General features: G+C 67.0%; 19 protein-coding genes. 12 read left to right on the forward strand and 7 right to left on the reverse strand.

Features of this window, described 5'->3' with window-relative positions:
- Window positions 1-2: 2 nt before the first annotated feature.
- From AC5Y6Y_RS22475 to AC5Y6Y_RS22485, 3 genes are all read right to left on the reverse strand, one after another.
- Entirely contained in the window at window positions 3-179 is a 177-nt protein-coding gene (locus AC5Y6Y_RS22475; protein ID WP_499930412.1) for a hypothetical protein, read from the reverse strand.
- 116 nt (window positions 180-295) lie between these two features.
- Window positions 296-1,933: a serine/threonine-protein kinase gene (locus AC5Y6Y_RS22480; protein ID WP_499930414.1), complete on the reverse strand. Its 1,638-nt coding sequence runs from the start codon at window positions 1,931-1,933 to the stop codon at window positions 296-298.
- 283 nt (window positions 1,934-2,216) lie between these two features.
- On the reverse strand, window positions 2,217-3,299 hold the full coding sequence (locus AC5Y6Y_RS22485) for a type II toxin-antitoxin system prevent-host-death family antitoxin (RefSeq protein WP_499930416.1): 1,083 nt from the start codon (window positions 3,297-3,299) through the stop codon (window positions 2,217-2,219).
- Between the two features lie 232 nt (window positions 3,300-3,531).
- Between AC5Y6Y_RS22485 and AC5Y6Y_RS22490 the strand changes: the two genes are divergently transcribed.
- The 3 genes from AC5Y6Y_RS22490 (at window position 3,532) to AC5Y6Y_RS22500 (ending at window position 6,130) form a co-directional block, all read left to right on the forward strand.
- Window positions 3,532-5,082: a hypothetical protein gene (locus AC5Y6Y_RS22490; protein ID WP_499930418.1), complete on the forward strand. Its 1,551-nt coding sequence runs from the start codon at window positions 3,532-3,534 to the stop codon at window positions 5,080-5,082.
- 224 nt (window positions 5,083-5,306) lie between these two features.
- Entirely contained in the window at window positions 5,307-5,657 is a 351-nt protein-coding gene (locus AC5Y6Y_RS22495) for a hypothetical protein (protein WP_499930420.1), read from the forward strand.
- A gap of 224 nt (window positions 5,658-5,881) precedes the next feature.
- Window positions 5,882-6,130: a type II toxin-antitoxin system Phd/YefM family antitoxin gene (locus AC5Y6Y_RS22500; protein WP_499930422.1), complete on the forward strand. Its 249-nt coding sequence runs from the start codon at window positions 5,882-5,884 to the stop codon at window positions 6,128-6,130.
- On the opposite strand, the gene AC5Y6Y_RS22505 is transcribed toward AC5Y6Y_RS22500, so the two are convergent.
- Both AC5Y6Y_RS22505 and AC5Y6Y_RS22510 read right to left on the reverse strand, forming a co-directional pair.
- Complete coding sequence (locus AC5Y6Y_RS22505) at window positions 6,124-6,381, reverse strand: Txe/YoeB family addiction module toxin (protein ID WP_499930424.1); 258 nt, start codon at window positions 6,379-6,381, stop codon at window positions 6,124-6,126. The two genes, AC5Y6Y_RS22500 and AC5Y6Y_RS22505, sit on opposite strands and share 7 nt — an antisense overlap.
- Entirely contained in the window at window positions 6,378-6,665 is a 288-nt protein-coding gene (locus AC5Y6Y_RS22510; RefSeq protein ID WP_499930426.1) for a type II toxin-antitoxin system Phd/YefM family antitoxin, read from the reverse strand. Before AC5Y6Y_RS22510 ends, AC5Y6Y_RS22505 begins: the two co-directional genes overlap by 4 nt.
- A gap of 155 nt (window positions 6,666-6,820) precedes the next feature.
- On the opposite strand from AC5Y6Y_RS22510, the gene AC5Y6Y_RS22515 reads away from it, so the two are divergent.
- Window positions 6,821-7,342, forward strand: coding sequence for a hypothetical protein (locus AC5Y6Y_RS22515; RefSeq protein ID WP_499930428.1), 522 nt, complete (start codon window positions 6,821-6,823; stop codon window positions 7,340-7,342).
- A gap of 34 nt (window positions 7,343-7,376) precedes the next feature.
- Window positions 7,377-7,979, forward strand: a complete 603-nt coding sequence (locus AC5Y6Y_RS22520) for a hypothetical protein (RefSeq protein WP_068004086.1) — start codon at window positions 7,377-7,379, stop codon at window positions 7,977-7,979.
- 1,468 nt (window positions 7,980-9,447) lie between these two features.
- Here AC5Y6Y_RS22520 and AC5Y6Y_RS22525 read toward each other — a convergent pair.
- Both AC5Y6Y_RS22525 and AC5Y6Y_RS22530 read right to left on the reverse strand, forming a co-directional pair.
- Complete coding sequence (locus tag AC5Y6Y_RS22525; RefSeq protein ID WP_499930430.1) at window positions 9,448-9,669, reverse strand: hypothetical protein; 222 nt, start codon at window positions 9,667-9,669, stop codon at window positions 9,448-9,450.
- 24 nt (window positions 9,670-9,693) lie between these two features.
- The gene (locus AC5Y6Y_RS22530) at window positions 9,694-10,200 is read right to left on the reverse strand and encodes a hypothetical protein (RefSeq protein WP_499930432.1); all 507 of its coding nucleotides are present in this window, start codon (window positions 10,198-10,200) and stop codon (window positions 9,694-9,696) included.
- Here AC5Y6Y_RS22530 and AC5Y6Y_RS22535 point away from each other — a divergent pair.
- The 7 genes from AC5Y6Y_RS22535 to AC5Y6Y_RS22565 form a co-directional block, all read left to right on the forward strand.
- The gene (locus AC5Y6Y_RS22535) at window positions 10,178-11,113 is read left to right on the forward strand and encodes a hypothetical protein (protein WP_499930434.1); all 936 of its coding nucleotides are present in this window, start codon (window positions 10,178-10,180) and stop codon (window positions 11,111-11,113) included. The two genes, AC5Y6Y_RS22530 and AC5Y6Y_RS22535, sit on opposite strands and share 23 nt — an antisense overlap.
- Window positions 11,114-11,129: 16 nt before the next feature.
- The gene (locus AC5Y6Y_RS22540; RefSeq protein WP_068004084.1) at window positions 11,130-11,717 is read left to right on the forward strand and encodes a hypothetical protein; all 588 of its coding nucleotides are present in this window, start codon (window positions 11,130-11,132) and stop codon (window positions 11,715-11,717) included.
- A gap of 1 nt (window position 11,718) precedes the next feature.
- Window positions 11,719-12,093 (forward strand): hypothetical protein, encoded by a 375-nt coding sequence (locus AC5Y6Y_RS22545; RefSeq protein WP_068004083.1) that lies wholly within the window; start codon window positions 11,719-11,721, stop codon window positions 12,091-12,093.
- Window positions 12,094-13,344 carry a dihydroxy-acid dehydratase gene (locus tag AC5Y6Y_RS22550; protein ID WP_068004080.1) on the forward strand — a complete coding sequence of 417 codons (1,251 nt, stop codon included), beginning with the start codon at window positions 12,094-12,096 and terminating at the stop codon, window positions 13,342-13,344.
- 93 nt (window positions 13,345-13,437) lie between these two features.
- The gene (locus AC5Y6Y_RS22555) at window positions 13,438-14,643 is read left to right on the forward strand and encodes a cytochrome P450 (RefSeq protein ID WP_024450560.1); all 1,206 of its coding nucleotides are present in this window, start codon (window positions 13,438-13,440) and stop codon (window positions 14,641-14,643) included.
- A complete protein-coding gene (locus AC5Y6Y_RS22560; protein WP_024450559.1) occupies window positions 14,640-14,831 on the forward strand; it encodes a ferredoxin in 192 nt (63 codons plus the stop codon). Before AC5Y6Y_RS22555 ends, AC5Y6Y_RS22560 begins: the two co-directional genes overlap by 4 nt.
- 152 nt (window positions 14,832-14,983) lie before the next feature.
- Window positions 14,984-16,018 (forward strand): DUF222 domain-containing protein (locus AC5Y6Y_RS22565; RefSeq protein ID WP_499930438.1); only part of this gene is annotated, 1,035 nt, incomplete at its 3' end.

The raw sequence follows: 16,018 nt of genomic DNA on the forward strand, positions 1-16,018 counted from the left end.
CGCTACTTCTTGCGGGCCCCAGCAGCCACGGCCAGAGCCGCCACGCCCACCCACGCGAGCTTGGCGTTACCGATGTCGGCCAGGCCGGCGGTGCTGCCGGTGGTGTGCACCACGTAGAAGCCGAACACCAGGTACAGGTAAAGCACTCCGGCCAGCATCACGATGCTTGCGTTTTTCACGACGCGGTTCCCTTCGGGAAATCGCGGCAGAAGACCGCAGTCTTCTGGCTCCGCCGCTGCCGCGTAATAGGTGGCGTCACCACCTATTCCGGGGACTCACGCCCCGGTTTCCAGGGTTAGGAGTGCGAGGACCACCAGCGGTACAGGTCAGCCATCTCCGAGGTCTCGGCCTCGACAACGTTGAGCAGCAGGTCAGCGGTCGTGGTCCAAGCGATCACGGCCGTGCCGTCGCGGGTGCCGCAATACAGCGTCCCGGCCACCGACGTCGGGCTGGCGTTGCGCCGCCACGCGCCCGGCGACTGAATGTTTCCGGGGCACACGACCACCGACGACCGGCTCATCACGTCGGTGAACGCGCCCTGCAGGGCCGTCTCGTCCTCGGCAAGGGTGAACTCCGAGGACGCGGGGCCACCGGGATCGGTGTTCTGCCCGCACGACACGACGGCACGAGCGCCGGCACCGATCGGGGTCGGCTCGCAGCTGCCCGCCGGGTAACCCGACGGAAGCAGCTCGGTGAGCTGTTCCTGGGCGGCGGTATCGCCGACCGGCGCCGGCGTCGGAGCGGCCGCCGGCGGCGGGCTCATCTCCCGCCGCACTACAAGGCTGATCAGCACCGCCGCGGCCACGATCAAGACGGCGGCCACGCTCCACAGGATGACGATCGGCCGGGGCATCGAGACGCTCGGCACCGAAAGCTTCGGCGCCGAGACCTTGGGCACCGAGACCTGCGGTCGTGCGCGCCGCGGCGCCTGGTTTGGCCGGAACTCCGTGGCGTGATCGAACAGCTGCTGCCGCGGCGGCGGAACCGGCCGCGCCGGCTGCTCGACCACCGGAGCCGGCCGCGGCGGGGGCACGCGCCGCGGAGCCGGCGACGCCGGGATGGCGCGGTACGGCGCAGCCGAACCCGCGGGGGGCGCAGCACCGCGCACCGCGTCGGCCGCGGCCGCGGCGAACTCGCGAGCCGACCCGAACCGCTGCGCCGGATTCTTCGCCAACGCCTTGGCGATCACCGCGTCGAGATCCGGGGTGGCCCACGGCAGGTGCTCGGACACCCGCGGCTGGGCCTGCTGCAGGTGGGCGCGGATGGTGCCCACCACCCCGTCAGCCTGAAAGTACGGCTGCCGGCCGGTGAGCAGCCGGAAAAGGGTGCAGCCCAGCGAGTAGATGTCGGCCCGACCGTCGATCGGCTCGCCAGTGATGACCTCAGGCGCGGAGTAGGCCAACGTGGCGGTGAACGCCCCGTCCATCTCCCGGTCAACATCCTCGATCGGGCGGGCCACCCCGAAGTCGCTGAGGAACACCCGCTCACCATCACCGATCTCATCGCTGAGCAGTAGGTTCGACGGCTTCACGTCGTGATGCACAACGTTGCGCTGATGGGCGTAGTCCAAGGCCTTGGCGACCTCACCAACGATGTGAACCGCCCGATGCGGCGTCATCTCACCGGCGCGCAGGGCCTCCTCGGCATCGGTGCCGTCGACGTACTGCAGCGCGATCCACAGCTCGCCGTCGCTGGTTTCGCCGCGCCCGTACACCGACACGATGCCGGGGTGGTCGAACTGAGACACGATGTCGGCTTCGCGGATGAACCGCTCCCGGAACGCGCGATCGCGGGACAGCTCGGCGTCGAGAACCTTCAGCGCGTCGCGCCGGGGCAGGGTCGGGTTCTTCGCCAGGTACACCGAGCCCATGCCGCCGGTGCCCAGCACACGTTCGATGCGGTAACCCGCTACCACTGAGCCCACCGAGACCATGTGTTCAAGGATGCGGCATGGAGGCGGCACGGTGGGCAAAGGCTTCGTCAACGCGCCGACATGCCGCGTCGCGCGGGATTGGTGTTGCGACTCGCGCCGCCCATCCCAGGCACGCTGCCCCACCGCAGCCGGCCATCCGACCCCAGAGATGAAGCAGCCCCCGGCTGCCGTAGCTACACCGAGGGCCAGACCGACTGTCGAGGCATGAAGCCCGGAGGGCCGGTTCCTTCGCTCGCGTCAGGTTAACGCCTTCAACTATTCAGGTCGAGTAACCGCCTCCGCATCACCTGCTGCCGACGACCATGGTCTTCCAGAAACGTTTGCCGGCGTCTTCGGGCAGTTTGACCGGAGGTGCGGTGACGATGGTGGCTTCCGCATCCGGCGCGGCGACGCGAAAGCGAACCGCAGCGCCGCTACCGGCGGTGCGGAGGAGGCCCTCGCCTGCTGTGGAGATGAGCGAGGCCTCGTCGGAGCCAACGACGAGGCGCGAAGTGCTTGCGTCGGTCTGATGCGCGATCCGTTGGGCGAACGTGTCCGCGCAGTCGTCGAGGACCCCCGATTTTTCGCGGAGGCCCCCTTCAGATTCAGGGACGTCGGCGTCGAAGTACCACAGGTAGATGCCGAGCGCCGCGCCGTCGGCGAGCACCTTGCTCATGATGCTGTCGAGAGGGCGACCGTTGTGATTGGCCAGTCGCGACCGACCCTCGACGATGATGATCAGATCGCTCATCGGCGTCTGATCGGCGGAGGCGCGGCTCCGGTACTCCTCGATGGTGGATACGCCTTGTTCCTTGAGAAGGCTTCTGCGACGGTTGATTTGGTCCTGTACATCATTGATGAACGTCAGCAGACTTTTGTCGTCTGTGAGGTCGTTAGCGACCGCCACCACCGAGGGCGCGCGGTCAACCAGCTGATGCACAAGCTGTGGGCCCACCAGATCCACGGTGGCGATCGCGAACTCCACCGGAGCATCGGCGGAGCGGGCGCCGGCGATCGCCGCGCTCAATGTGACGGACTTCCCAGATCCGGGCGCACCCATCACCAAGGTGTGGCAGGCCAGTTTCAGTGCCACGGTCTGCTCGTCGAGGGTTTGTCCGATCCCGGTGTAGCCCTGGGCGGCGTCGAGATTGGCGAGTTGTTTGGGCGCGAAACCGGGATCGAAAGTGGGTCGTTGCGGGGTACTGGGGATGTCGGGGACGTCAAGCTTTTCCAGCCGATTCAGGTCCTCGATCGAGACGATCGCGGCGAAGGGGCGATTCTGGTTCAGCACCACCAGCCGTTCGCCGTTCGAGGCTCGGGCCAGGAGTTGTCCGGAATTTCGGTTCAGGTCGGTCGCGGAGACGAGTGAGTTGGTGTCAATCTTCATGCCTGCGGACGCTACAACCGAAACGTACAAATCCACGTATGGAGTTACGTATTTTTGCCAACCGATTTTGATTCAGCCGGATGTCACGTGACGAAAGAACCTGCCGGTGCGCCGGTCCGGCTCCATCATGAGGGAAAGTCACCGAATTCGACGCGCTCGACCCGGTTTCCTGTCCCGCGGCGGTGAGATACTCCGATGCAACATCAAGTCCGCTGCCGCGAAGGGAAAGTCGATGAACCCGGCCGTGTCCCCGGACGTGTGGATGGCGCACTCCCACTGGTACCGGCGCACCCTCGCCGCGGAAGAACTCGGGGAGATGCTCACCATCAGCAACAGGCTGCTGCGCATCCTGCCCAGCTTCCTGCAGACCTATCCACCCAGCCGGCACGTTGAAGCCCGCTGGAGCTTCGCCGACCTCTACACCTACATCTTCGAGCACCCCGAGTACTGCGATCCCACGGCTGTCGTGCCCCGACTGTTCCCTCACCCGACCGCACCCGCTTGGCCGGCACGCCTGATCTTCACCACCTCGATCGAGATCGCCGGCGGGCAGGAGTTCGTCATCCACGCCTGGGATCCTCCCGACGGCCGCGGTCACGTCGCGATCGGATACCCGGTCCGCGACTGCCCTGGCGCCGACACCGCTGAGGCTGCCCGCAGCCTGTTCACCCAGCTGTCCTGGGCCAGCGCCCTCGTCATCCCAGCCAACGGCCCCGATGGGCGCCGCGGCCACCGCCGCACCCAGCCAGCGGTCTGGATCATTGACGGCCGCAGCCTGGTGCTCGGCGGCGACCCGAACACCTCCGGCGTCGAACGCGGCGTATGGGCTGATGCCGCCAACCTGCTACGCACCGACATCCCGTGGTGGCCCAAAGGACTGCGAGAGCGCGACGCGATGCTGTCCTGGCGGCCCGGCGACGACCCGCTGGCGATCACTCCCGCCGTCGCCGAACGCGACCCCGCAGCCCTGCTCGACGTCCTCACCCCGGACAGCTCCACCGGCCTGCGCCACACCGTGGCGCGGATGATCCGTGAACTCGAAACCGACTTGTGCGGCGAATTCAACTCGGGCAGAGACCGTTTCGAGTCGTTCCCCGGCCTTACCCACGCGGCGTTCGCCGCCGTCGACCCGGAGCGGCCACGGCCGCGGACCGCCGGCGAAGCTGCACTGTTCCTGCACCAGCAGATCCCCAACCCGCTCATCGCTGCCCGCGCCGCCGCCGTCGCCGGCGGCTACCCCATCGCCCATTCCGCCTACGTCATCAAGCCGTCCAACCGCGAGCACTGGATGATCCAGGAATGGCTGACCCGGCTGCGGCCGGTGAGCACGGCGCGCCGCGATGAGATCGGCTTTCAACTGGCGCTGTCCATGCTCCCGGCCGAACTCGGCCCCGACGACCACCTCTCACCCACCGGCTACTTCACCGACGCCGAATGGCCCGACTGCTGGATCGTGGGCTGCGGCGAAATCGTCATCGTGACCTGCGGGGTATCGGCCCCGGCGCGCGGCGTCCTGCGCCAGGCCTACCTCGCTGCCGGCGTGGCGTTCTTCGTCGACAGCTGCGGCAAGCCGTGGCCCCTGCCGTTCAAGCGGCACTGGCCCAACATCACGGATGAGGATCTTGCCCAGGGGATAACCCGGCTCATGTTCGATGCCGGCGCAGACGTCGAGAACGTGGACGGCGCCGTCGACACCAACCCCGACGTGTTGAAGCGAATCCAGACCTCGCCACTGCCCCTGGTGATCGACGCTGACGACGTGATGAGCCGCCGCCCCCGGTGATGCACCGTGCATCACGGCTAGATCACGGCCACCCCTTCTGGCGCGGTGCACCACTGGCGCGCCGCAGGTCAGAGAACTGCACCAGATGGTGCGCCAACTGCGCCACCAACTAGGGCGCACCACTGGACTCTGCGCCGGAACCGCGAACCAACTGCGCCGGATGCACCCGGAACCGCGCCGGTGAACCACGGGTGGTGTCTCGCCCGGCACCTACAGTGCGGAACATGGCAGTCGCCTACCACTGGTCGCCGAGCACACGGCGCACCTCCATCCGGACGCGCGGATTGGTCATCGGAGCCGCCCCGAGCGTCAACGGCGTCGAAGACGACCACCGCAACCCTTGGATCAGTCTGGCGCCGACAGCGGCCCAGGCGTGGTGGCTGTCCGGGGGAGCACTCGAAGGTGGCGGGTTCGCCGTGGAGCACCCCGTCTGGGATCTGTGGGAAGCCGACCTCACCGACATCGAACACACCCCAGGGCGACCCGACTACCCGGAGATCCGCGTACCGGGCGACATCCCCTCCGATCGGCTCACCTGGATCGGCAGCCGCGTCTTCGGCGTGGACGCCGCGTGACCGGGCGGCCGCCGGCGACACCGCTCTACATCGAGGATCCGCTACCCCTTGAATGCGCCGGCTGCCACCGCCCCTGGCCTTCAACCTGCGCCTGCCGACACCGATCCAACTGCCGCCGCTGCGGCCAACCCCTTGTGGATCCCGTGCTGGCCGCGGGCTATTGCACCGCCGCTTGCCTCCACAACGAATGACCAGCCGGCGGGCCGGATGCCATGGTGGAGACTATGGGCGAGGTGGGACTGCGCGAGCTACGAGAGCGCGCCGACGAACTGGCGGGCCGCGCCGAGGCGGGCGAAGAGATCGTCATCACCGTCGCCGGGCGGCCTATCGCCAAGCTCGTCCCCGCCATAGTGCGCACTCACAGCTGGCGACGATGGAGCGACGTCGCCGTGGTCTTCACTGGTCCTGCCGATCCCGACTGGACAACTGACCGCGACTACCTCGCACATGACATTCGAGACGAATTTCAGTAGTGGTACCGGGCTTTGAGGATCTTCACCTCATCAGCGTCGGCTCGGTACACCAGGCGGTGTTCGTCGTCGATGCGCCGCGACCAGTACCCGGAGAGGTCGCCCTTCAACGGTTCCGGCTTCCCGATGCCGCTGAACGGATCTCGTTGAATCTCAGCGATCAGCCTGGTGATCCTGCGCGCCGTTTTCCGATCGGTGGCCAGCCAGTACAGGAAGTCGTCCCATCCGTCGGGGTCAAAATGGATGCTTCTCACGCCTGGCCGCCGGACATCTCCTCGAGTTCCTCGATCGTCGTCGCGTGATCCACCGACTCGGGAGAACGGGACCTTTTGTCTCGGGCTACGGCCTCCATCAGCCGCCGTGCGTTCTCAGGAGATCGCAGCAGGTAGACGGTCTCCTGCCACGAGTCGTAGTCGTCCGCCGACATCAACACCGCGTCACCGCCCTTGGACGTAATCCGGACAGGCTCATGGTCGGTATTCACCTGCTCCAACAGCGGAAACAGCCGCTGACGTGCTTCGCTTGCGCTGATAGACATCCACCCAGCCTTTCACTCGGACAAGTACGCAATTATCGTACCTAACCCGTACGACTATTCGGTACCAGCGCGGCTACCTCTACGTCGAATGCCGCCACCCAGCTAAGCAGCCAATTGCTGTTTCCAATGTCTGCGGATGCTGGGACAATGCACCTATGGGCGCGAAAACGAAGCTCGACATCGAGACCGACCAGCTGCACTCTGCGGCCGGCAAAGCCGGGCAGACGCTGGCCGCAAGCGTCATCGGTGCAATCCCGCCACCCCCTCCCGCGGCGATGTCGCAGCTCGACGCAGCACTGGCCGCAGTGAGCGCGCAGAGCGAGCTGCTGCGGTCCAACGTCGACACCCTCGACAGCACGTGGGCCACTAAGCAGTCCGCGGCGCTCACGGAGTCGCCCCCCGTTCTTCAGCAGCAGGACGTTCAGGGCGCTACGGAGATGGAGTCGGTACCCCAGAGCGAGTACCCGATGCCGCAGATCAACCCGATCGCGCCGGCAGACGGTGTTCAACCCGCGAGCTACAGCCCCTCAATGCCCGAGAACGGGCCATGGGGCCTGGACGACGGTGAGTGGGAGCTGGACGAGTGGGGCTCCCCGCAGCCCGTGTGGCCGCAGGGTGGCGCCAGCGGGGGAGCAGGACCCGGCGCTGGCGTATCCGGCGGAGTCGCGCCAATCTAGATACAGAAGTCGATACCGGACCAGGGAGTACAGGATGTCAGTCGCGCCGCCACCGGCCTACCAGACGTGGCCGCCGCAGCCGTACCCACCGGCTCCGCAGCCCCCACGTCGACGCTGGCCCGCAGTCGCAGCCACAGCAGCTGGCGCGGCCATCGTCGGCGGCCTCGTCACCACCCTGATCACCTTCGCCGTCACCACCCCCGAAGCTGCAACCACCGCCACATCGGCACCCTCCACAGTCACCGAAACTGCCGCGCCGCCACCAGCTCCCGCGCCACTGCCCGCCGCCCAGGCCGACGCCCAAACCTGCCGGGCATGGCAGACAACGGACACCCTCGTCACCGCCGGCGCTGCAGCCGTGCCCCCCGGCGTAGATTTCAACGACCCAGCCACGCCGAACAACCCGGTGTACAAAGCTGCTTTCACGCGCGCCGGCGATCTCTTCGGCCAGGCCGCCGAAACCTTCGCGGCTCAAACGGCTCCGGGTACTAGCCCGACGCTGGCGGCCGTGGCGGACACCACCGTCAGCTCGCTGAGGGCTCTCTCCGAGTCTTACAAGTCGTTCGACCCGGCCACAGGCAACGCGATTGCGGTCTTCCAAGCGAGCCAGAAGGCTGTTGATTGGTTGTGCCGATGAGTCAGAACCATTTTGGTGTGGACACGGCGTTTCCTCCGCCACCTCCACCGCCCGTTCCGGGTTGGCCGCCTCATCAGCCGCCTGGGCCGCCCCCAGCGAGGCCAGCCCGTGGTCGGCGCTGGCCCGTGCTTGTGGCTGCCGGCGCCATCGCTGCGACAATCGCCAGCGTCGCCGCGGCCTCAATCACCCTCAGCGCACGGGATACAGGTCCGTCAGACGCCCCGGTCACCAGCTCACCAGTCACGGTCACCGTTGCAGCACCAACCCCTGCCGCGCCCGCGCCTTTGCCGACCGCAGAGGCCGACCGTCAAACATGCCAAGACGGGTGGGTTCAGGCAGGCAATCTCATCAGGTCTGCGCAAGACGCCCTCAGTGTGCTGCCGCCTGATGTAAAGGTCGGAGATCCGGCTGCGACGTCGAATCCACAGTGGGCCAGCTCTATTCGCAGGGCGGCAGATCTTTATACGCAGGCTAGTGCGGCACTCGACGGAAGTATCGCACCGGGCGCCACACCTGTCTTATCCGAAGCTGCACGAACAAGCGTTCGCACCCTTCGGGTCCTTGGTGAGGCAATCCGGACAAGTGATCCGATTACTGGAAACGCCGTCACGATGGCAAACGAGTCGACTCAGCTGACCGGCGCATTGTGCGTCCGTCTGGCATAGCCGAAAGGATTCAGCGCCTTGGCTTTCGGTGAGGTCATGATGCCGATGACGGAGCACTCGGCTGAAATTCTGGCCGGGTCGTGGCCAGCGTCGAGTGTCATGTCTTGGTCGGGTTACGCCATGGCGTTCTCGCAGGCCGCAAACACGCTATTCAAGGAACTCGATGTCCAGATGGACATCAAGCAGATTCTAGCCCCGATGGACGGCGCGTTCATCGACGCGGCGCGCAACCTCGCCGCAGGCCGCGAGACCGCATTGCAGAATCGGATCGAGGCGTACCGCCATATCTCGAAGAAGGCCCACTGGGCGGCGAATGAGCTGCAGTCGACCAAACAGGATCTTGTCGAGATCGTGAACCAGGCCGAGGAGGACATCCAAACTTCCCGCGACAGCGCGGAAAAGGCCAAAGCCGTTGCACTACAAAGCACCCCGCTAATTGCTCCTGCTGCGATCGCCGCCATCGAGGCGCAACTACAGACGAGCATCGCCAAGATTGTTTCCATAGCTAAGTCAAATGCCATAGCACGTGACGGGCAGGGCGCCTCCACGGTGACTGCTCTGTCGACCGACATCTCTCAATGGGCCGCCCCCTTCGCTAATCACCTACTGCCCGAGGCGGGCGGCATGCCAGGTCTCCCTGGGATCAGCGCGCCGGCTGCTCCTGCTCCAGGACTGCCTCAGGACACGAACGGCAGCGTGCGCCAGGTCGACTATCTAACTGGGAACGCGCTTGATCCGAAGCAGGCCACACCGGAGCAACAGGCGCCGAAATCCGAATCACAGACTGCGGCCGACAGAAACATTCAGCAGACAGCTTTTAAGCAGCCCGACAAAGCTGACCCCACCGAAGTATCGAAGCCCTCGACGCCTTCCACACCGTCCACGCCATCGACGCCTTCGTCGCCGAGTTCTGGTGGGGGCAGTAGTAATCCGGCGTCTGTGCTCGGACAGATGATGAAGCCGGCGTCCTCGGGCAGCTCGTCGCCGGCGTCGTCGTCGCCGGCGTCATCGAGCGCGGCGAGCAATCCTGCGAGTGCGGCGCAGTCGAGTCAGCTAGCGAATGCCAACGGCGCGAACGGGGCCGGGGCGGCGAACGGGGCTGGGGCGGCCAATGCTGCCAACGCGGCAGGGCGCGCATCGGGGCTGGCCAGCTTGGGTTCCGGGTTGGCTGAGTCGTCGGCGCGGATGGCTTCTGGGGCGGTGAATACGGCGACCAATGCGGTCAGTGCCGCGACGAACATCGGCACCAACGTGGCGCACAACGTGGCGCAGGCCGCCGCGCAAGCGCCGGCGGGTCCTGCGGCGACGACCACGCCGGCGTCTGTGGGTGGTCCGGTGAGTGCTGCTGCGCCGCCGATGGGGATGATGCCGCCGCCGGCTGCGGCCGCGGGCGGTCCTGGTCCGGTGAGCCCGGTGACCGGCGCTCCTCCCGCTGCTGCCGCTCCGACGCCGACGTCGCCGGCCGCTGGCGCGGCACCGCTCAGTAGCGCCGCAGCGCCGTCTGCGGCCTCTGCTGGGGCTTCGTTGGCGCCGGTGGCGGTGCAGGGGCCGTCCATTCGTGGGATCGGCGCGGACGGTGCCACCGGAGATGTCATCTTCGATCAGGCGATGGACGCCGGCCGGGACGTGATCACCTCGCTGGTCGCGCAGACGATGGGCAGCGGCTACGTCGACATCCAGTACGCGGCGTCGCTGATCTGGGAGCGTGGCGGCACCATCTCAGCGTGGCTGGCCACCAGTGAGGGCGCGAGCTACATCCCGCTGGGTGTGCGGATCCCGCAGGACGTCCGCTTGGCGGTCACCGACCCGATCGTCGGGCACAAGCTGTGGAGCGAATCGGCGGAGGCGGGCGGCGCCAATCCGCTGGAGACCATCGTTCGGCAGGCCGAGGCGCGTGAGCAGGCCGCGCCGGGCGCGCGGGTGTTGGCGGTCGCTTCGACGCTGCCGATGGATCAAGTCATCGACTGGGCCGGCGCAGTGGGAGCGCGGCCGGTCAGTGTGAATCCCCGAGAGGTCCAGGCCAGCAAGGGAATCGCGGATCCGTCGATGGCGCATCGCTGCGCGGTCGCGATGCCGTGGGAATGGAGTGTCGTCAACAGGTTCACCGAACAGGACCGGTTGAAGGTGGCGGCGCGGCATTCGCAGATGGCGGCCAGTGTGACGCAGATGAGCGGGCGCGCCACCGATCAGGTCATCGACCTTTTCGAGCAGCGCAAGCCCATCAGCGACGCGTTGTGGGCCGACGTTGCGAAGCAACGTTTCATGTCGTTGATCGCCTACCAGACGGCGATGAAGAATGCCGGTCAGGGCGGAGCGGAGCCGCCGGCCCGGCTGTTGGCGACGGCGCGTGCCGCTGAGGTCGTGATGTGCCTGCGCGATTTCGATTCGGTCGATGGCTGTGCGGATCTGTTGTACGCCTCCCGGTTGGCGGGGGCGCCGCTGCATCCCGCCGCCGCCAACACGGCATAGAGCGGGCGACGCCGACGTGAACGCGATCCGGTCATATCTCAAAGGTTTGCAGCAGACGCCGTTTCCGCCCATGGCCGAGACCTATGACGTGCCCGAGGTCACCAGTGACGGCCCGCTGCGCGTAGTCGACATGGCAGCTCGCGGTTACCTCCAGGCGGTGAACGTGGTCCTGTCGTCGGATCAGCTCGTCGCCATGCGCCAGTGGGGTGAGCGGATGATCCGGATCAACGCGTGGCTGGATGTTCTCGACGCTGGCGATGACGTAGATCGCGCTGCCGCGGCGATGGCCGCGTTGCCTGATGTCGGCGACGGGACTGAGTACGATTCGGCGACAACGGTTTTCGATGAGATTCAGGCTCTCGCAGTTTCCCAACGTAAGTGCGACGCGGACCGGGCGAGCTTGCGCGAGGCGATCGCGTTCTACCTGGCGGCGGTGGACCGCACCGTCGCTGGCTTCACCGGGTTCCTGCAGTCCTGCGATGACGTCGGCGAGCAGCTGCGTCACGCAGTCGAGGTCGCCCGCAGGATCGACGGCTACCGCCGCCGACTGAGCGACATTCAAAAGAACTCCGAAGCGGGGTCGGGCACACGGCCGGTGGTCTGACATGGCCGGCGCCGCGCTGTCCACACCCGAGCTGCTGTTCTACTTCCCAGCGGAGTCGATCGCGTCGTTGACGCGGCGGTGGCAGGACTGGGTGTCGCGCGGCGCGACCGTGGCGACCCGGAAGGACCAGGCCCAGGATTGCCCCGGCACGCGGTTCGAGCTGCTGCGCACACACATTCTTCTGCGGCCCGTGATGACGGCCGCGGTGGCGATCGCCGAACCGCGTCTGGACCGCGCCAACAGCGTCGAGGACAAGCTGGTGTTCTTCCCATTTTTGCCGTGGCCGTGGCCGCAGATGGTCGGCGCGCACCTCATCGACGGCGACCCCGACACCCTGTGGCTGATGCCGCGCTCGTTGACCGTCGACGACTTCTAGGTGTGGCAGTACATCGACGATGTGCGGGCGGGCCGGATGTCGATGGCCGACTACGAGCGTCTCGAGGCCGCGGCCGGCCCGTCCCGCGGGCACTGCCCGGAGATGGGCACGGCCTCCACCATGGCCACGATCGTGGAGGGGCTGGGCATGACACTGCCCGGCGCCGCCGCGGTGCCCGCCATGGACTCGCGGCGGTTGCAGGTGGCCGAAGAGGTGGGTGCGCGTGCGGTGGGCCTGGCCGCCGAGGGAGTGCGGCCCTCGCACGTGCTCACCGCCGAGGCCTTCGACAACGCCATCACTCTGATGCTGGCGGTCGGCGGATCCACCAACGCGATCGTGCACCTGCTGGCCATCGCCGGCCGCGCCGGGGTGCCGCTGACCCTGGACAGGTTCCACGAATTGTCCGCGCGCACACCGCTGATGGTGAACGTGCGGCCCGCCGGAGAGCACCTGGTGGAGCAGGTGTTCCACGCCGGCGGCATCCCCGCGGTGATGAAGTCAATCGAGACCCTGCTGCACACAGACGCGCTGACCGTCAGCGGCAAGACCGTCGCCGACAACCTGCCCTCCGGCATCTCCACCGCCGCAGACGTCATCGCCACCATCGATGCCCCGTTCCAGCCGCCGCAGGGCCTGGCCGTGGTGCGCGGCAACCTGGCGCCCACCGGCGCAGTGATCAAGTGCAGCGCGGCCACCCCTGCCCTGCTGGTGCACCAGGGGCCCGCCGTGGTGTTCGACGACATGCGCGACATGATGGCCCGCTTCGACGACCCCGACCTGGACGTCACCGCGGATTCCGTGCTGGTGCTGCGTAATGCCGGCCCGCGCGGTGCCCCCGGCATGCCTGAGTGGGGCCAGCTGCCCATCCCCAGCAAGCTGCTGCGCCAGGGCGTCACCGACATGGTGCGGATCTCCGATGCCCGGATGAGCGGAACCGCCTACGGCACGTGTGTTCTGCACGTCAGCCCCGAGTCGGCCGCGGGCGGTCCGCTGGGCCTGGTCCGCGACGGCGACATCATCGCGCTGAACGCCCACGCCGGCACGCTGGACCTACTGGTTCCCGACGACGAACTGGCCACCCGCCAGGCGCCACCCCCGCGCCATCGACAGCGTCGTGGCTACGCGGCCATGTACGTCGACCGTGTCCTGCAGGCCGACCGGGGGTGCGATTTCGACTTTCTGGTCGGCCGCTCCGAGCAGCCCGAAAACGAGCCGGACGCCATTTTCGACGGCTGGGTGGGGGGCTGGTGAGTTAGCGGCTTCTTGGCGATCCCGCCCTGGTCAACGGCCTGATCGACGCTTTCCCAACGCGGACCCAACAGCCTCGCGTGTACCGTCGACACCATGACCCAGGCACCTGCCTCACCTCCGCTGCACATGCAGCGTGTCGACTTCGACCCCATCCCCACCCTCGGCGAGATCCGCGAGACCGAGGGGGTGCGCACCGTCATCAACGCCTTCGGCATGCCGGTGTACCTGGTGACCCGCCACGACGACATCAAGACGGTGCTCTCCGATCCGGAGCGGTTCTCCAATGAGCGCCCGCCAGGGTTCGTCGTACCCGGGGCACCCGAGGTGTCCGAGGAAGAACAACGCGCCGCCCAGTCCGGCAACCTGCTGGGCCTGGACCCACCCAGGCACACCCGGTTGCGCCGCATGCTCACCGGCGAGTTCACCGGCCGCCGGATGAAGCGCCTGGAGCCGCGGATCACCGAGATCGTGACCCAGCATCTGGACGCCATGGAAAAGGCAGGTCCACCAAGTGATCTCGTCACCGACTTCGCATTGCCCATCCCGTCACTGGTGATCTGCGAGTTGCTGGGCGTGCCGTATGACGACCGCGACGATTTCCAGCACCGCACCAGCCGGCAGCTCGACCTGTCGATCCCGATCGAGGAACGCTTCGAGCTGCAGCGCGCCGGGCGTGCCTACATGCAGGCGCTGGTGGCCGGCGCACGTCGCTCCCCCGGTGACGACATGCTCGGAATGCTGGTGCGCGAGCATGGATCCGAGCTCACCGACGACGAGCTGGTGGGCATCTGCAGCCTGCTACTGGTGGCCGGTCACGAGACCACCTCCAACATGCTCGGCCTCGGCACCCTGGCGTTGCTGCAGCACCCGGATCAGCTGGCCCTGGTGCGCAACGACCCCGATGCCGTGGGCCCGGCGGTGGAGGAGCTGCTGCGCTGGCTGTCGATCGTGCATTCGGGCATCCCCCGCATCACCACCAACGAGGTGGAGATCGCCGGGGTGCAGATTCCCGCGCACCAGCTGGTGGTCGTCTCACTACCGTCGGGCAACCGCGACCCGAGCTTCATCGACAACCCGGAGGTATTCGACGTCCGCCGCGGCGCGATGGGACATCTGGCGTTCGGCCACGGCGTCCATCACTGCCTGGGCGCACCGCTGGCCCGGATGGAGATGAAGATCGCGTTTCCGGCTCTGCTGCAACGCTTCCCGACGCTGCGGCTCGACGAACCCTTCGACGACGTGGCGTTCCGGTCCTTCCACTTCATCTATGGGCTGCAGTCGCTGCAGGTGGCCTGGTGAGGGTGCGCGCCGACCGCGACGTCTGCATCGGCGCCGGGGTCTGTGTGATGAACAGCGAGGCGGTCTTTGATCAGGACGACGACGGCATCGTGGTACTGCTGGTCGACGACGTGCCCCCAGCCGAGCAGGACAACGCGCGGAAAGCCGTGCAGCTCTGCCCCTCTGGGGCGCTGAGCATCGTCGAGTGAACGAGCGTTGACACTGCGCACAGCGTGATAAAGCTCGGCTGACGCTCACGCTGGGTGCAGTCTCGACGATGTGCGAAAACCCGTGTTTCACTTCAGTATCTGACGCCTCACCGCGCTGAGTCTTGTCGGTGGGTCGCACTATTGTTCGAGTCATGGGAACGTCAGCTATTGCCGATCGGGAGGCGATGCTGGCTGCCCTCGCGCAGATCGAAACCTTGACCGCGCAGATGAATCGGCTGTCGATCGACGCGTTCACCGATGCCGAGTTACTCGACGTGCAGCAGCGCCGCGAAGCGGTGGTCCGGGCGCAGCCAGTGCTCGATCACCGCGTGTATCAGCGGATCACCTCCCAAAGCTCACCGATATCCCTGGGCGCCAAGAGTTACGCCGCCGTACTGGTACAGCGGCTGCGGATCTCCACCGCTGAGGCGCACCGCCGGTTGGATGAGGCGGCGTCGTTGGGGCCGCGGACCTCGCTGACCGGCGAGCCGTTGACGCCCTCGATGCCGATGTTCGCCCGCGGTCAGGCCCAGGGGTTGATCGGCGCCGAGCACATCAAGCATCTGCGGTGGTTCTTCCGTGAGCTGCCCGGGTTCGTGGACTTTCAGACCCGGGAGAATGTCGAGGCCCAGTTGGCCCAGCATGCCTGCGAACTCGGGCCCGCCGAGTTCCGGATAGCCGCAGCGCACATGCTCTATCTGCTCAACCAGGACGGCGAGCTCTCCGATGAGGACCGTCAAGCCCTGGCCTACATCCGGGTCGGCAAGCAACGCCCCGACGGGATGCGCCCCTTCGAAGGCTTGTTGACCCCGGAAGCGTGGGCCACCTTAGAGCCGTTGATGCAGCGCAACGCCGCCCCGGGGATGTGCAACCCGGCTGACGAGAATCCCTGCCTCGAGGGTGAACCCACCGAAGAGCAGAAGCGGAATGACACCCGCACCGCGGGTAAGCGCAACCACGATGCGCTGCTGGCGTTGTGCAAGCGGATGCTCACCAGAGCGACGGGGACCATCAACGGCCTGCCCGCGAATGTCGTGATCACGGTGAGTCTGACTGATCTGGAGAAGGGCACCGGCCACGGGCTGACCGCCGGCGGCACGCTGCTGCCGATCGCCGATGTCCTGAAGTTCGCCGCCCACTCGAGGCCCTGGCTGGCGCTGTTCGACGGCAACGGCCTGCCCCTGCAC

Source organism: Mycobacterium sp. NGS24, from assembly GCF_059813065.1.

Excerpts from the sequence above, each read along its gene's own strand:
- AC5Y6Y_RS22480 (WP_499930414.1), bottom strand. The coding sequence starts at position 1,933 with ATGGTCTCGGTGGGCTCAGTGGTAGCGGGTTACCGCATCGAACGTGTG.
- AC5Y6Y_RS22485 (WP_499930416.1), bottom strand. The coding sequence starts at position 3,299 with ATGAAGATTGACACCAACTCACTCGTCTCCGCGACCGACCTGAACCGA.
- AC5Y6Y_RS22490 (WP_499930418.1), top strand. The coding sequence starts at position 3,532 with ATGAACCCGGCCGTGTCCCCGGACGTGTGGATGGCGCACTCCCACTGG.
- AC5Y6Y_RS22495 (WP_499930420.1), top strand. The coding sequence starts at position 5,307 with ATGGCAGTCGCCTACCACTGGTCGCCGAGCACACGGCGCACCTCCATC.
- AC5Y6Y_RS22500 (WP_499930422.1), top strand. The coding sequence starts at position 5,882 with ATGGGCGAGGTGGGACTGCGCGAGCTACGAGAGCGCGCCGACGAACTG.
- AC5Y6Y_RS22510 (WP_499930426.1), bottom strand. The coding sequence starts at position 6,665 with ATGTCTATCAGCGCAAGCGAAGCACGTCAGCGGCTGTTTCCGCTGTTG.
- AC5Y6Y_RS22515 (WP_499930428.1), top strand. The coding sequence starts at position 6,821 with ATGGGCGCGAAAACGAAGCTCGACATCGAGACCGACCAGCTGCACTCT.
- AC5Y6Y_RS22520 (WP_068004086.1), top strand. The coding sequence starts at position 7,377 with ATGTCAGTCGCGCCGCCACCGGCCTACCAGACGTGGCCGCCGCAGCCG.
- AC5Y6Y_RS22530 (WP_499930432.1), bottom strand. The coding sequence starts at position 10,200 with ATGGACGGCCCCTGCACCGCCACCGGCGCCAACGAAGCCCCAGCAGAG.
- AC5Y6Y_RS22545 (WP_068004083.1), top strand. The coding sequence starts at position 11,719 with ATGGCCGGCGCCGCGCTGTCCACACCCGAGCTGCTGTTCTACTTCCCA.
- AC5Y6Y_RS22555 (WP_024450560.1), top strand. The coding sequence starts at position 13,438 with ATGACCCAGGCACCTGCCTCACCTCCGCTGCACATGCAGCGTGTCGAC.